10 protein-coding genes are annotated in these 14,917 nt (G+C 39.7%); 8 read left to right on the top strand and 2 right to left on the bottom strand.

Annotated elements, in window-relative coordinates; genetic code table 11:
- The first annotated feature begins 13 nt into the window (after positions 1-13).
- From WAA15_RS00150 to WAA15_RS00135, 4 genes are all read left to right on the top strand, one after another.
- Positions 14-694, top strand: a complete 681-nt coding sequence (locus WAA15_RS00150) for an OmpA family protein (RefSeq protein ID WP_337040293.1) — start codon at positions 14-16, stop codon at positions 692-694.
- A gap of 120 nt (positions 695-814) precedes the next feature.
- Complete coding sequence (locus tag WAA15_RS00145) at positions 815-1,681, top strand: TolB family protein (protein WP_337040292.1); 867 nt, start codon at positions 815-817, stop codon at positions 1,679-1,681.
- Between the two features lie 120 nt (positions 1,682-1,801).
- Positions 1,802-5,161, top strand: a complete 3,360-nt coding sequence (locus WAA15_RS00140; RefSeq protein ID WP_337040291.1) for a PAS domain-containing hybrid sensor histidine kinase/response regulator — start codon at positions 1,802-1,804, stop codon at positions 5,159-5,161.
- A 50-nt stretch (positions 5,162-5,211) separates the two neighbouring features.
- Positions 5,212-7,746 carry a T9SS type A sorting domain-containing protein gene (locus tag WAA15_RS00135; protein ID WP_337040290.1) on the top strand — a complete coding sequence of 845 codons (2,535 nt, stop codon included), beginning with the start codon at positions 5,212-5,214 and terminating at the stop codon, positions 7,744-7,746.
- A gap of 66 nt (positions 7,747-7,812) precedes the next feature.
- On the opposite strand, the gene cas6 is transcribed toward WAA15_RS00135, so the two are convergent.
- Positions 7,813-8,607 carry a CRISPR-associated endoribonuclease Cas6 gene (gene cas6 / locus WAA15_RS00130; protein WP_337040289.1) on the bottom strand — a complete coding sequence of 265 codons (795 nt, stop codon included), beginning with the start codon at positions 8,605-8,607 and terminating at the stop codon, positions 7,813-7,815.
- 268 nt (positions 8,608-8,875) lie between these two features.
- On the opposite strand from cas6, the gene WAA15_RS00125 reads away from it, so the two are divergent.
- The 3 genes from WAA15_RS00125 (at position 8,876) to WAA15_RS00115 (ending at position 13,500) form a co-directional block, all read left to right on the top strand.
- Positions 8,876-9,625 carry a LytR/AlgR family response regulator transcription factor gene (locus tag WAA15_RS00125; protein WP_337040288.1) on the top strand — a complete coding sequence of 250 codons (750 nt, stop codon included), beginning with the start codon at positions 8,876-8,878 and terminating at the stop codon, positions 9,623-9,625.
- 26 nt (positions 9,626-9,651) lie between these two features.
- Positions 9,652-12,285 (top strand): TonB-dependent receptor, encoded by a 2,634-nt coding sequence (locus WAA15_RS00120; RefSeq protein WP_337040286.1) that lies wholly within the window; start codon positions 9,652-9,654, stop codon positions 12,283-12,285.
- A gap of 138 nt (positions 12,286-12,423) precedes the next feature.
- Positions 12,424-13,500, top strand: coding sequence for a DUF922 domain-containing protein (locus tag WAA15_RS00115; protein ID WP_337040285.1), 1,077 nt, complete (start codon positions 12,424-12,426; stop codon positions 13,498-13,500).
- Positions 13,501-13,538: 38 nt separating this feature from the next.
- Here WAA15_RS00115 and WAA15_RS00110 read toward each other — a convergent pair whose 3' ends face one another.
- Positions 13,539-14,066 (bottom strand): nuclear transport factor 2 family protein, encoded by a 528-nt coding sequence (locus WAA15_RS00110; protein WP_337040284.1) that lies wholly within the window; start codon positions 14,064-14,066, stop codon positions 13,539-13,541.
- A 348-nt stretch (positions 14,067-14,414) separates the two neighbouring features.
- Here WAA15_RS00110 and lysM point away from each other — a divergent pair, with 348 nt between their 5' ends.
- Complete coding sequence (gene lysM, locus WAA15_RS00105; protein ID WP_337040283.1) at positions 14,415-14,873, top strand: peptidoglycan-binding protein LysM; 459 nt, start codon at positions 14,415-14,417, stop codon at positions 14,871-14,873.
- The last annotated feature ends 44 nt before the right edge of the window (positions 14,874-14,917 follow it).

Below are 14,917 nucleotides of genomic sequence, written 5' to 3'. Positions count from 1 at the left end.
AAAAATTAAAGCCATGCAAAAAAATATTATGTCCAGAACTTTTGTGTTAGCAGCCTCATTATTTGCCTTAGGTTATGCTAACGTTAGTTGTAAATCAACGGGTAGTATGTCTAAAACTAATATGTCTAATACTAGCAATCAGACTACATACATGACACCCGACCATGCCGAAAAAGCAACTATATCGACCGTTTCATTAGGTGGTGAATCGGGGGAAGAAATTAAAAAAATTATGGCCGACTTTGTGCCGGCACTCAACGAAAACTTACAGAATATCGCCTTAGTTGAAACCTACGACGAAGGGTTGCTGATTACCATGAACAAGGGTAATATTTTTGATGTTAACTCTTCTATGATTAACGAAAGTGCTAAAGAAGATTTACTCAGAATAGCCTATTCGCTTAATCAGATGCCTAATACATTTGTCTTGGTTGGTGGGCATACCGACGCTACTGGCAGTAAAGCCTACAACGAAAAACTATCAAGACAAAGAGCCGTACAGGTAGCTAATTTCCTGAAAAGCTCGGGTGTAGATGAAAAAAGATTATTGGTGGATGGGTTCGGCGAAAATGTACCCAAATTCAGCAATAAGAATTTTTACGGACGGAATAAAAACCGCCGTGTCGATTTCATTATCGTAGCTGATAATTTCCTGCGCGAAAATATCATTAGCACAGCTAATGGCGGAAAATAACAAAACTATCTTACCAAAACCTAGCCGGAGTGGTTGATTAACCGCTCTGGCTTTTATTTTATACTTTAATACGCAACAAGCTATAACTTTATTGATAAATTTGGTTTTTAATCTGCCACTATGCTAAAAACGTTTACATTTTTATGTTTTTTTCTGCCCGTATTTGTATGGGCGCAAGCCGGAACAGAGATTTATATTTTTGACCTGTCGTTTAAAAACAATGAGTTTACACTCTCTAACCCTATTAACATAAGCCAGCATAAGGGCTATGATAACCAGCCATTTTTTCATCCTGTATTGCCTATTATTTATTATGCCTCGGCTAATGATAGTGGCCGCACCGATATAAAAGCGTATCATTATATTAACCAAACTACCACAGTACTTACTAACACCCACGAACGCGAGTACTCGCCGACGGTTACTCCTGATGGCATTTTTTTTTCCTGTATTATTCAACGTGACAACGGACAGCAGGATTTAGGCAAGTACCCCATTAGCGGAGGCGAGCCTATTATTTTAATTGATAACCTAAAAGTAGGTTACCATACATGGACAGCCCCAGACCAACTACTATTATTTGTACTGGCCGACTCTGCTAATTTTTTGCATGAATATAATATAACTACAAAAACTGATAACATTATTGCCGCCAAGCCCGGGCGTTCGTTGCATAAAATACCACATCAACAGGCATTCAGCTTTGTTGATAAATCCTCGGTTAATCAATGGAATATTAATCGGTTCGATGCGAAAACTAAAACCATCAGCCCTATTGTTGCCACTATTGGCCAAACAGAAGATATTGCGTGGGCTGCTAACGGATACTTATTCGGGAGCGATGGAAGCCACCTGTATGCGTATCATCCGGTATTACAAAAACAATGGCAAATGATTGACACAAGCCATTTGCCGATGCTAAAAAAAATAACACGTCTGGCTATTAACCAGACTAGTAATAAAATAGCTATTGTTGTAAACGAATAAGCACTTATTCTGTATTGTTTTAAATATTAGCCTGCTTAATTACCCAAAGCATACAAGAAATTTCATCTTTCTTTGTAGATTTGGCTTAACTTTTTATTGTTCTAAATAGCTACTTATAAAATGACCGCTGATAAATCGACTGAAGAATTATTGTTTGAAATTGAAAAACTTAAGCGCAAACTTGAGGAGGCCGAACACAGCAATGCTATTGACCAGTTACAGGATTTAGTCGATAATACCTCTGAAATTATCATGCTGCTTTCGCTTAATGGGCGGTTTTTGTTTGTGAACAAGGCTTTCAGAGAAACTATGGGATATTCGGGCGAAGAGCTTTCACGTCTTTCGCTGCAAGATGTTCTTCATCCACAATTTGCTGAAGATATGTTATCTACGCTCCAGCAAGTAAAAGAAGACAAGCAAATTATTGATTTTCAAACAGTTGTCAGAAATAAAGAGGGCAAACGGGTTTACCTTTCGGGCGATATAAGTTGCCGTTTCGAGAATGGTCTACCTACGGCTTTTCGTTGTTTATTTCGGGATATTACCTTACGCCGACGCGCCGAAAGAGCCCAGCAACTTTATTATACTATTGCCCAGTTAAACCTGAATACCCTTAACTTAAAAGATTTTTTAACGCAGGTTCATGACGAACTTCAAAAGAAAATTCAGGCCAATAATTTTTTTGTAGCACTTTTTGAGCCGGAAGAAGGCACCATTTACTACCCTTATGTAGTGGATGAATATTACGAAACAAGCGAAAACTTTCTCAGACGTAAATTAGGCAATGGCATTATTGAATATTCGATGGTGCAAAACAAGCCCTTATTTTTATATAAAGAAGATATTGAAAAACTGGTAGCCACCGAAAGGTTAACGCTCTACGGCTCGGCTTTGCCTGAAGTAATGCTTTGTGTGCCACTAAAAGTAGGTAGCAATATTACAGGCGTTATTGGTGTACAGTCGTATAGCGACCGTAACAAGTTTAATATCAGAGACCTTGAGCTATTGGAATTTATTTCGGGTCAGGTAGCTGCGGCATTGGTAAGAAAACAGAAAGAAGAAGATTTATTGAGGCAGACCTCGCGCCTGAATGCTGTTTTTGATAGCAGTTCACACGTTATCTGGACTGTTAATCTGAAAAGACAGCTCAGCTCATTCAATAAGAACTACGAAGAAGTAATCAAAAAAAATCTTGGTTTTCCGCCACAGATTAACTCAAGTACAGAAAAAATTGGCTGGCGATTGATTGCCCCCGAAGACCGCCCCGTATTGCGTGAAAAATATAACGAAGCCTTTAAAGGAAAACCGCAGTATTTTGAGATGCACTGGGGAAAAATAGACGGCGGCGACGACTGGTATGAGTTTTATCTGAACCCGATTTTATCTTCGTCAAGCGGGCAAATTGAAGAGATTTCAGGCATTGCCCAGAATATAACCGAGAAAAAGAATTCGACTATCACGCTTCAGAAAAGTGAACAGAAATTCCGTGATACCATCGAATCGTTTATTGATATTTATTACCGTACTGATTTGGCAGGCAATATCAGCATGATTTCGCCGTCTGTGCTGACACACACAGGCTACACAGTAGAAGAAGTAATGGGCAATAAGGTTGATAAATTCTTTGAAAACGCTATTGATAGTTCAAAGAATATAAAAGCCCTGTTGAAGTCGGGTAGTATTACCAATTTTGAGGTGGTAGTTAAAAGAAAAGACGGCGAGTTAAGGCAATTCATGCTTAATATCCGTATGATAAAAGATGCCAAAGGCATTCCGATTGAAGTAGAAGGAGTTGCTCGGGATATTTCTGAGTTAAAACGTGCAAGCGATGAACTGATTATTGCCAAAGAAGAAGCCGAAAGGTCATTGAAAGTAAAAGAGAGGTTTCTGGCTAATATGAGTCATGAAATCAGGACTCCGATGAATGGGGTAATCGGAATGATTGACCTCATGTATGAAACGCCACTAAACCCCGAACAAAGAGATTATGTACAGACTATCAAGAAATCGTCAGAAACATTGCTGGCTATTCTGAATGATATTCTTGACCTTTCTAAAATTGAGGCAGGCAAAATGGATTTGCATAATGCGCCGTTAGACATCAGAGAACTTCTTGAAAGACTCGTCGCTTTGTTCCGCCAACGGGCCATTGAAAAAAACAATAAACTTACTTACCATATTGCCGAAGACGTACCCGCGTATCTGATAGCAGACCAAACAAGATTGTTACAGATTTTCTCAAACCTTACTTCAAATGCTTTGAAGTTTACCGAAAACGGTAGCGTAACGGTATCGTTATCGAAGGTTTCATCAAACGGAAAAATTCATGTACTTAAGGGAGAAATTAAGGATTCGGGTATTGGCATTTCAGAAGAAGACCAGAAATTATTATTTGGTGCTTTCCAGCAGGTTGATAACTCAACCAAAAAATCTTTTGGTGGAACTGGGCTAGGACTGGCCATTTCGAGAGAATTATGCCGCCTCATGAAAGGCGATATGGGCGTTGTTTCAGGTGAAGGGCTGGGGAGTACTTTCTGGTTTACGATTGAAGTACGTTCAACCAGTATCAGCCCAAGTGTTTCAGAGAACAATGATGGGGAAATACAGCTAACAAATTTCTTCAAGAATTACGCGCCTAAAATTTTATTGGTTGATGATAACCAAGTAAACAGGAAAGTAGCCTCAGAGATACTCCAGAAGTCAGGATGCCAAGTTGTTACTGCTGAAAGTGGCCCTAAAGCCATAGAGATTTTTGGCAACACCCCTACTTTTGACCTCATATTTATGGATATTCAGATGCCCGAAATGGACGGCATCGAAACCACCAAACGAATGCGCACATTGTATGGCAATTCATTGCCTAAAATAGTGGCTATGACAGCTTATTCGATGCAACACGACCGTGAACGGTTCTTAAGCGAAGGCATGGACGACTACGTTCCTAAACCTATCAGAGCTGCGGTTCTGGTACAAAAGGTAAATGAGTTAGTAAGGGTCGATGAACCTGCACCACATAAAGCCCCCACACCAACCCACTCGGTGGTGGCAGAGCCTGAAAGTACAGCAACTCAGGTTGTTCTGTCAAATGAGACTGATAAACCAACACCGCCTACCCCTCAAGCTGATTTCAGTTTGCCGACCGATATGCCTATGTTTGACATGGAAGTTGTGAATCAATTAAAAGAGATGGTAGGTGAAGAAATGCTGCTTACAGTATTTGAAGATTTTGAACAGGAAGCCGAAGAACAAATCAGGAATACAAAAAATGCGTATCCTGACAACGTTAAAACTATTCAGAGCGAGTTGCATACCCTGAAAGGGAATTCAGGTACAATTGGGTTAACACGGATTCATGAAATAACTAAAGAGATTGAAGTACCTTCAAAAACAGGCGATTTGTCGCATTTCATCGAAAAAATGTCCGTTTTAGAAGAAGAGTTCACTAAATTTCGCCAAAAATATCGTAATATCGTGTCTTGATTGTTTTCCCAAAAATATATTCCTTAGCTATCTTAGAGTGAATTTATAAGATGAAACGCCTCTGGCCATTTATTTTTTTGCTACTTTCATTAGGGCAGAGTGAAAATCTTTTCGCTCAATGGCATTGTGGTACGCCTTCACCAAGTGAAAAAGAACGAGAAACCTTGCTGGCACAATACCAGAGTTTTCTCCAACAACAATCCAACCATAAGGCAAGGGTTACTAATTATAAAGTTGCCGTTCGGGTCAATGTTATTGCCGGCACCTCAACACCCGAAACAGCCATTCTGAACGAAACAGAAATCCGCGATATTATCAGCCATGCCAATACGTACCTCCAGCCCATTAATGTAGAATTATACCTGCTTGATAATCAGGTTTATTCAATCAGAGACGATAAATATTTTGAGTTCAAGATTACCGACGAAGCCGAACTACGCAAAAAATATGATGTCAACAACGCCATTAATATTTACTTTGCCAGAAACATAAGCATGGCCGATTTAACTGTGTTGGCAGGTTATTCAAGTTTACCGAGTGCGTCAGCCAGTAGTAATCGTATTTTCTATTCATATTTTGAGCATTCTCCAGAAGATGTTCAGAATATCAGAAACCGTACTTTTCTGCATGAACTGGGGCATTATTTTGGCTTATTACATACATTTCAGGATAGTAAAAATACAAATCTGCTTAAAAGAGAACTAGTAACACGCGGAGTCGGCTCTAATTGCTCAACAATGGGCGACCAGCTATGTGATACACCTGCCGACCCTTTTGAGCTATTACCCATCGAAGCAGCATTTAAATGCAGTAATACCAGCCCTACAACTATTGTTGATGCCAACGGTGAACCCTTCACCCCACCCGTCGATAATATTATGTCTTATTATCAGGGTTGTGGTAATGTATTTACCCCACAACAATACCAGAAAATGCAGGCATCGTTTGCCGTTAGGTTTTCTCCCTCGGTCGAATACCAGATTGCCGCTCAGGGTTCTACCAACTTTTTAACAATTAAAAGCCTAAGCAAAGACATCTACTGCGCCGGAGATTCAATGCAAGTGGTGTATGGACTAGATGGTGTATTTGAAGACAATAATCAGATAAATGTAGAATTATCTGATTCCTCAGGGCAAAATTATCAATCAATTACTGCCAGCAGGCGTGGAAACCGGATTTACCTGAAACTACCCGAAACATTACTTGCCGGAGACAATTATCACATACGGCTTACAGCTACCCGCCCCGAAACTACCAGCCCTATTAGCGAAGGGTTTTCGGTTCGTGCCTATCCGAGTGCTTCGCTTACAAGTAATACCTTAAATACGATTGCCGGCGAAAGTATTAATCTGACCTTACGTTTGCAAGGGAGCGGACCGTGGTCATTTAATTTATCTGATAGTACTGCCATCAAGGATAGCCGACAAGACACTTTTCAATTTACCAAAATACTCACCGAAACAACTATGTTTTCGGTGCTATCTCTCAGAAACGTTTGTGGCGAAGGCAGTAAAACTGAGCCTATAACTATTAACGTAGCTCAACCTCAGATACGCCTAAGTAACTTACCCTCTACCACTATATGCCAGGGGCAAACGGTCAGGTTTTCCATAAGCATTTCAGGAGGCTTAACTTTTGACAGCCAGTTAGTTATGCAAATTTCTGACCCAATCGGAAACAGTTACATCGACCTGCCAACACAGGTTTCTTTATTTAATATATCGGCTCAGATTCCCTCCGATTTACCAATGGGGTCAGGCTACAAAATTAAAGTTATCACCCGTAAATCACAGTTATTTAGTGCTGCTATTGGCCCTATAACCGTAATAGCACCACCTGCGCCGCCTGCCATCAGTTCAGTTATTAACCTGTGCCAAAACAGTGCCTTACAAGTTCTGAAAGCCGGAGGAACCAACCTTAAATGGTACGAAGCAGAATACGACCTTACTTATTATAATACTATTACCCCACCTACACAGAAAGAAGGCACATTTACCTATTATGTAACACAAACCAATGGCTTTGGTTGTGAAAGTAATCGTGCAAAAGTAGAGGTCAACATTCGTCCTACGCCTGCTGCTACCCTTACCGGTGACAACACGATATTATCGGGCGATAGTACCTCTTTAAATGTAGCTATTACAGGTGATTTTCCGGTAACACTTACGATGTCAGACGGAAATGTTTATAATGCTGGTGCTAATCCGTTCAAGGTTGGTGTTAAGCCATCAAAAACTACTACTTACAGCTTACGCGAAGTAAAAAATATATGTGGTACAGGCATGGCCAGCGGAACTGCCCGTATCACTATTATGGAGCCTCTGGCTAAAGAAGAGAACCTTAATCAGGCCGTCAGCGTATATCCCAACCCAGCCAGCCAACAGTTAACACTTGAATTATTAACCCCACAGATTTATACACCTGTGGTATCTGTTACCGACATGACGGGTAAAGTTCTTCAGGAAAACGCTTTGATGAGTACACAGCAAACTATTGACCTGAGTCATTATTCAGCAGGTAATTATATACTACGCATCCGCTTGGGAGATAAATACATAAACCGAAAGATTACTATCCAGAAATAATATATCAATAGTGGCATCAATGATTCTGCTTCATGCTGCCACTATTTTTTCTGATTGATACAAAAACTAGGCTATTACCTCACAAAAGCCGAAACCTTCTGAACAATATCTGCCAAAACCACCCAATAAACCTACCTCTATCACCTCTTTAGGGCCAGTAAGGGCAAAAGTAAAATCCCGATACCCCTTAATATCGGTAGCTTCTTCTTTGTTTTCTTTGATGGTGATTTTTCTGGAGCGTATTTTTGACTTATCGAGCAACTCAAAACGGATTTCCTGACTTATAATATCAGGTTTAATTTTTTCACCTTTTTCTTTCAGTACACTCAGATACTTATCTATTAAGCCCGTTATAAGTAATTGCCCGAAGTTTTCATTGGTAGGCTCAAGGTATTTATCAACCCCATCTATTTTTTCTGCAATAACCATAGCAGAGGTAGCCCTGAAATGAGTAGTATTAGTACAAGTAGCCTGAGGCAAGATTTCAACGCGTTCTACTTTAAAAGAAGCGTTGTACTCCCGATTAAATAAATGGATAGTCTGATTCTGGAAAAGCCCGATAATAAACTTTTCAGCGGCGCGGTCAATGTAAAAAGATACTGTCCATTGAACCGTTGGTGAAACAATCTGAAAACCCGAATCACCTTTATCAAACTTGATTTTTGCCTGCAAATCAGAGAACGTAAAATGTTTAAAAACTTTCCCCTGTTTGGTCTGATAACCTTTTTCGTGCAGAAAGGTAGCGTAGGTATCATCTGCTTTTGCTATCACATTATAGAGCCACGAGGCCAAAGGGTAGTGATAGTTCCACATGAGTTGAGGGGGGTGGTTAAGTGGTAGTAATGTTAAAGTAAAACGCATGAAAGTTGTTTTTTAATAAAGGCAGCGAAACTAAAAGAGATAGTCCCTAAAAAAAAATGTTTGTTCAGATATTTTTTTTTCGGTCACTTTTTGGGGATTTGCCGTTGAAACAACAAAAATATTTGCTAGCAAAGCCATAAACTTTCAGTCAAATCTGAGGTTTAGCATTAATATAATTTGTTCTCCGTAATTTTGTCACGCAAATTTTTTTTCGTCAACACCGAGAAACCCTGTCTGAAAACGGAAATGTAAACCCCGAAATAGCCGTATGACTATACTGGTTGTAGAAAAAACAGAAGATAGCTTTCAATTCATAGCCAAAATACTGGCTGATAGTTATCCTATGGCTACGCTCGTACACTGCCAGAGTATTCAGGAAACACTGGCGTGGCTGGCGACAAATTCCGGTGCTGATTTAGGTTTTTTTGAAATAGAACTTTCAGACGGGCTCAGTTTTGAAGTGTTTCAGGAAATGTCTCTTACTTTTCCGGTAGTTTTTATGTCGTCGTATGATAAATATTGGTCACAGGCAATGCCTTTCAATGCGATTGATTACCTGCGAAGACCTATCGAAAAAACAGAACTTGAAAGAGTACTGGATAAATATCAGGTATTTAGCAAGCACTTTAACCAGTATGATGCTTCACAAGACTATCGTAACCCTTATAAAAATATTCCAGCCAAAGACAGGCTCATAGCCAAGAAAGGAACCAATTACTATGTAATCAAAACCAACGAAATAGCTTTTATCTATACTGAAGCAAGAGTGGTATTTCTGGTTGATAAACAAGGAGAACGATACATTACAGAGAAAAATCTGGGTGAACTGGAAATTGAACTACCCGGCCGGCAGTTTTTCAGGGCTAACAGAAAATTCATTGTCAGTATCGATGCCATCAAAAGTTTTAAGCCTTCTTTCAAAGGTAAAATTGCATTAGAATTAATGCATTTATCAAGGGCAGAAGTGAGTATCAGCCAAGAGAATGCCGCCCAGTTCAGAAAATGGATAGAAGAGTAAACAAAACCATATATAACCAAAGAATCATGAAAAGAACAATTTACCTGATTGCCTTTTTATATACGCAACTGGTGTGGGGGCAAAACTTGCCTACCGATAGCACCAAAGCACTGAACGAGGTAGTGGTGTCGGCCTCAAGAATTGAAGAAAATATCTTTAAAGCTCCGGTGTCTGTCACGAAAGTATCAGCCGTACAATTACAGCGGTCGCCGGGTATAGAGCTTATTTCTTCGCTGGCTCGTTATAAAAGCATTGACGTAAGCCAGTCAAGCTGGTTTGTAACCAGCCTTAGCACACGTGGTTTTAATAGTTCAAAAGCCGAACGCATTCTTCAACTTGCCGATTACGTTGATTTCATGTCGCCTACTTCTTCTCTCTATGGAGGTAACTGGATGGGAACACCCGATTTAGACATTGATAATATTGAAGTAATTTATGGGGCAAACTCAGCCTTATATGGCTCAGGAGCTTTTAATGGCGTTATACTGATACACTCGAAAGACCCTTTCAAATATGAGGGCATCACAGCTTCAGTTCGGGGAGGGTCAAGGTCATTGATTGACGGGCAATTGAGATATGCCCAGACATTTGCCAAGCGTTTTGCCTTTAAACTAAATGCTAACCTTACACAAGGACAAGAATTTTTGGGTCAGTCGGACGCAGCCATTAAAGCTATAACGGCTGGTGGACTGGCGGGCTCTGATGCCTCCAACAATGCCTATGGCTCGCCTTTCGGGTGGAATAAACTTAATTACTTTGGTGATATAGGTTCAACTATAACTGACCCCAATTATACTAAATACAATAATAATCAGCCTTACAGAATTTATATGCCCGGCTTTAAAGAAGCCGATGTTATTGCTGCCAATGCCGGAAATGCTTTTGCCAGTAGCAAAGGGTTTCAGGCGGGTAGTATACGCATAAACCCATCTTTACATTTTAAAATCAATGAACAAACACAAGCGTCGTATGAATACCGTTGGTCGTTAGGAAATGGTATTTTTCAGAGTACCAGCCGCTTTGCATGGCGCGAAATGAAATACGATTTGCATAAATTCGAGATAAAAAACAAACGCTGGTTCATCAGGGCTTATTCGATGTTCGATTATGGCGGCAAAGCCTATGAAGTTGGTGGGGTAGCCAATGCGCTCCAGAATGTGCGTATGACCGACCCTAAAAATGGGGTATTCCCGACTATTGCAGCCAATTATTTTAACGCATGGAATCAGATTTTTGCGGCTGCTCGCGGTACAGGCTCAAGCGGTGGAAACTTAACAGGCGTTTACATACCCGATGCTATTAACGGAGGCGTTCCATCGGCGTTTTCAATTCCAGCTATTCAAGGTGGGCAATCTATTCAGGATGCAACCAGACTTGCTTTCAGCCTGACTCAGAACTTACAACTTAGCCCAAATGCTAGTGGTAACTCTCTTTTTAACCAGATTACTCAGAAAGTAGCCAATGGTATAGGCGATTTATCGGTCAATGGCTCTAACGTAAAAGGGGCTGCCTTTGCTAACACCGCTCGTTATAGCGACTTCTCGGCACAACGTGAATTTCGCTTAGCTAGTACAGATATTGTAGTTGGAGGGGCCTATCGCACTTATCTGCTGAAATCGAACGGAACCTTATTAGCTGATGGCAACTTTTCACCATTAGGCTCAGAAAAAAGAACAGGTATTGTAAACTGGGAATCTGGCGTTTATACACAGATTCAACAAAAACTGCTCAACGAAAAACTCACACTAGCTGCCGCCGGAAGAATAGATTTTTTCAAAAATTTTGACACCAAATTTTCTCCACGGCTTTCAGCAGTTTATTCCGTTGGGCGGCATAATTTCAGAGCTAATTATGCAACGGCTTTCAGGGCTCCCGCTCAGTTAGACCAATATATTTACCTCGACTACGGCAGTATTCTGCTTATAGGCAATGTTGAAAATGGCTTTAAAGGGCTTAACTCGGCAGGTACACAACCCTATGAAGTAAAAAAACTGGCTCCCGAAAAAATGAATAGCTGGGAAATTGGCTACAAAGGCTTATTAACCAAAGACTTACAGATTGATTTGAGCTATTACCGGAGTCTTTATAATGGTTTTATAGGTATTGTACGTTTTCAGGGGCGTGAAGATGGAAAAATGCCAGAAGGCAATTATCAGCAAAAAACCGGCGACTGGGCTAAACCCGCTCCTGACCGCACACGTGGAAGATTTATTCAGACATGGGCTAATTTTGACAAGCCTGTTACTACGCAAGGAGCATTTATTAGTCTTGACTACCGTTTAAATCATCAGCTTAGCCTTTATGGAAATTATACGTGGTCACATATTTCAGATATTAAAGACCTGATAGCAGGCTTTAATACCCCTGAACATAAGTTCAACATCGGGCTTAACGGTGTGGTGTCGAAACAATTCTCTTATTCGGTTAATTATCGTTGGAGTAGTACTTATATGTACTTTATGCCGTTCGACGAAGGAGAAATAAAAGCATTTGGAACGTTAGATGCACAAGTTAATTATATGCTTCCGAAACTAAAGAGTACGATTAAAGTTGGAGGCACAAACCTTACCAATGCCAATGCTATTACGGTATATGGTTCGGCCCCTATAAGCCGCATTATTTACGCGGGTATTGTGTATGACCTGAACTTTAAAAAATAGCTAATTCTGTTCTCTATAAAAATGCACCTTGCCATATAGGTATGGTGCATTTTTTCGTTGTAAACAAGCATCTTGATAAGCTAAAAATTATGTAATCTGCTTATTTTTTTGCATCTTTGAATAGATTAGTAAGAGAATATGCAAAATATATTCAAAAGCATTGCAATAGCTTTATGCTGTTTTTATACTTCTGCTTTATTAGCTCAACCTACCATCACGCTCAATAATGTACCTATCGGCATCCATCCGGTTGGTTATTACATAGCAGGAGTGACAGACAGTCGTTTATCTAAAGAAAACGTAGGCACCATTATTACCTCTGCTAATGACAAGGCGGTCATTAATATGGCAGGGGGTGTTCAGAATCAGTTTCAGCATTTTCTTTCTAAAAACCTCAGCCGAAATGCCAGTTTCGCCCCTATTCTTTATAATATTACGGCATTAAATATTTCTGAATCAAAAGGGGCCGATGGCTATATCAGCGGTAAGGTATCTCTGGTAGTTAATTTTGAGAGAATCAGAACACTCGATACTGCACTGCTGGTTACTTCAAATGTTTATACTGATTATAAACGTAGAGGAGGAGCGTCGGGCATGAATAACTACGAAGTAGTACTGCGTTCGTTGATTGTTCAGACAATACAGTATTTTGACGGCTGGATGGAAATTAATTATAAGAAGCATGAAGCATTAATCAAAGGCATTACAATTAAATTACTGACTGACTATGCCGTTAATGACAGTGATACCATTTACTACAATACACGTAAAATTAACTGGGATGACTTCAGGGCAAGGCCAACAGCTTCAAATAGGTATGGTGCTTCTATCTTCTCGAATTTTGCCTATACGTCTTCATTTAAAGTTTCGGAAGGGCTAATTCAAGCCTTTATTCAAACCAGAACTTACATGGTAAGGGGAATGTCGTGGGCCATTGAAAGTGCCAAAAACGATTATGCGCTGGCGCATGAACAACTACATTTCGACATAACCAGATTGGTAGTTGAACGTTTTAAAAAGAAGGTTTTGGCTATGCAGGCCGAAACCATTGATGACCTCAACAGCATGATTCAGTATGAATATCTTGAATCATATAAAGAAATGAATAAACTTCAGAAAGAATATGATAGCGAAACCCGCCATAGCCTTGATACCATCAGGCAGGCAGAGTGGGCTAATAAAATAAGGACGTGGCTTGCAGAAATAACTTCATAAAAAAAATCCCTTCCATTGCTGAAAGGGATTTTCTCATATCACCAACCATCGTCTGATGGCTTAGGTTTTGCGGCAGGTTTTTTACCAGGAGTAGCTTTCGATGTTGTAGCCGGAGACGCGGGCGCGCTCACACCATTAGCTGCAACGAGCGTTGTTTTATCTACTTTTGAAAACACACGGCTAACAATTTTCCATTCTCCGTTTATTTTTAATAAGTTCAGAAAGTCTACATATTTAAAACTATCAAATTCTTCTTCTGTAACGGCAGTTCCGGCAGTTCCGGCGTAACTATAACTCACAATGTTACCCTTCCATTTGGCCCCTCCGGCAGGAACCGAAGCAATAAACTTCTTAACCTGAATTTCTGAAATACGACCATTGGATAAACTACGTAAATTGGCTGCTGGGTGAAAAGCCCGATTCAGTTTGGCTGAGTCTCCAACTGCGCCTCCGTCCAGATAATTCATCAGCGTAGCTTTAATAGCGTCGTCGTCAGATTGTGCGGTTGCTTTCACAGAAAAGCCTATTAATAATATAAATGCGAGTAGTAGTTGATTACATTTCATCGATATAAGTGTTTTAATCTTCTCCTCAAATTAACGAAAATATTATGGGAGTATTGCAACTTTTTTTTGCATTATTTAGCAGGTATTTAATTTTTTTTTAATCTTACACTTACCATTATATACCTGTGTGGGCTACATTTCTGATTTATAGTATCACTAAAAATAAATATGATTTGTTTTGTTACTTTGGGGGGCTGGTACGTCTAAAAGGAAATTGTCGATAAGGAGGCAAATTAAAATTCACTGGCATTTAAATAATTAGTTAGTTTTTTTATTTAAGGTTTCAAGTTTTTAATACATTTGCACTACCTTATTATTTATCAATTATTTAACAAAACAATTACCAAAATGGGATTAATGTCATTTTTTAAAGGAGTAGGTGAAAAACTTTTCGGCCACAAAGAAGAAGCTGCACCAGTTGAGAAAAAAGAAGAACTCAAAGCAAGTGCGCTATTGGCCCACGTACAAAACCTTGGCTTAGCATTCAACACCTTAACCGTTAAAACAACAGGCGATACTGTAACTTTAATTGGAGAAGTTGATAAACAAGAAGATGCTGAGAAAATTGCTTTAGCAGTAGGTAACGTAGAAGGTGTTCATGTGGTTGACAACCAGCTAGTAGTAGCTACACCTGAACCTGAAGCAAAGTTCCATACAGTAGAAAAAGGTGATACTTTATCTAAAATCGCTAAGACTTATTATGGCGACATGATGAAATACCCTATTATTTTTGAAGCCAATAAACCAATGCTTACCCACCCTGATAAAATTTACCCTGGGCAAGTGTTAAGAATTCCAGCTATTTAATAAATATATACCTGAAGTTCAGGTTATAAAAAAACCTTCTGTTC

Origin of the sequence: Emticicia sp. 17c (assembly GCF_037153985.1) — a bacterium.
Taxonomy (GTDB): Bacteria; Bacteroidota; Bacteroidia; order Cytophagales; family Spirosomataceae; genus Emticicia.
Note: the sequence above shows the minus strand (reverse complement) of the source record. Positions and strands in the feature narration are given on the sequence as shown.

Bases quoted from the DNA above. Each gene is read 5' to 3' on its own strand.
- WAA15_RS00150 (WP_337040293.1), top strand. From the start codon at position 14: ATGCAAAAAAATATTATGTCCAGAACTTTTGTGTTAGCAGCCTCATTA.
- WAA15_RS00145 (WP_337040292.1), top strand. From the start codon at position 815: ATGCTAAAAACGTTTACATTTTTATGTTTTTTTCTGCCCGTATTTGTA.
- WAA15_RS00140 (WP_337040291.1), top strand. From the start codon at position 1,802: ATGACCGCTGATAAATCGACTGAAGAATTATTGTTTGAAATTGAAAAA.
- WAA15_RS00135 (WP_337040290.1), top strand. From the start codon at position 5,212: ATGAAACGCCTCTGGCCATTTATTTTTTTGCTACTTTCATTAGGGCAG.
- cas6 (WP_337040289.1), bottom strand. From the start codon at position 8,607: ATGCGTTTTACTTTAACATTACTACCACTTAACCACCCCCCTCAACTC.
- WAA15_RS00125 (WP_337040288.1), top strand. From the start codon at position 8,876: ATGACTATACTGGTTGTAGAAAAAACAGAAGATAGCTTTCAATTCATA.
- WAA15_RS00120 (WP_337040286.1), top strand. From the start codon at position 9,652: ATGAAAAGAACAATTTACCTGATTGCCTTTTTATATACGCAACTGGTG.
- WAA15_RS00115 (WP_337040285.1), top strand. From the start codon at position 12,424: ATGCAAAATATATTCAAAAGCATTGCAATAGCTTTATGCTGTTTTTAT.
- WAA15_RS00110 (WP_337040284.1), bottom strand. From the start codon at position 14,066: ATGAAATGTAATCAACTACTACTCGCATTTATATTATTAATAGGCTTT.
- lysM (WP_337040283.1), top strand. From the start codon at position 14,415: ATGGGATTAATGTCATTTTTTAAAGGAGTAGGTGAAAAACTTTTCGGC.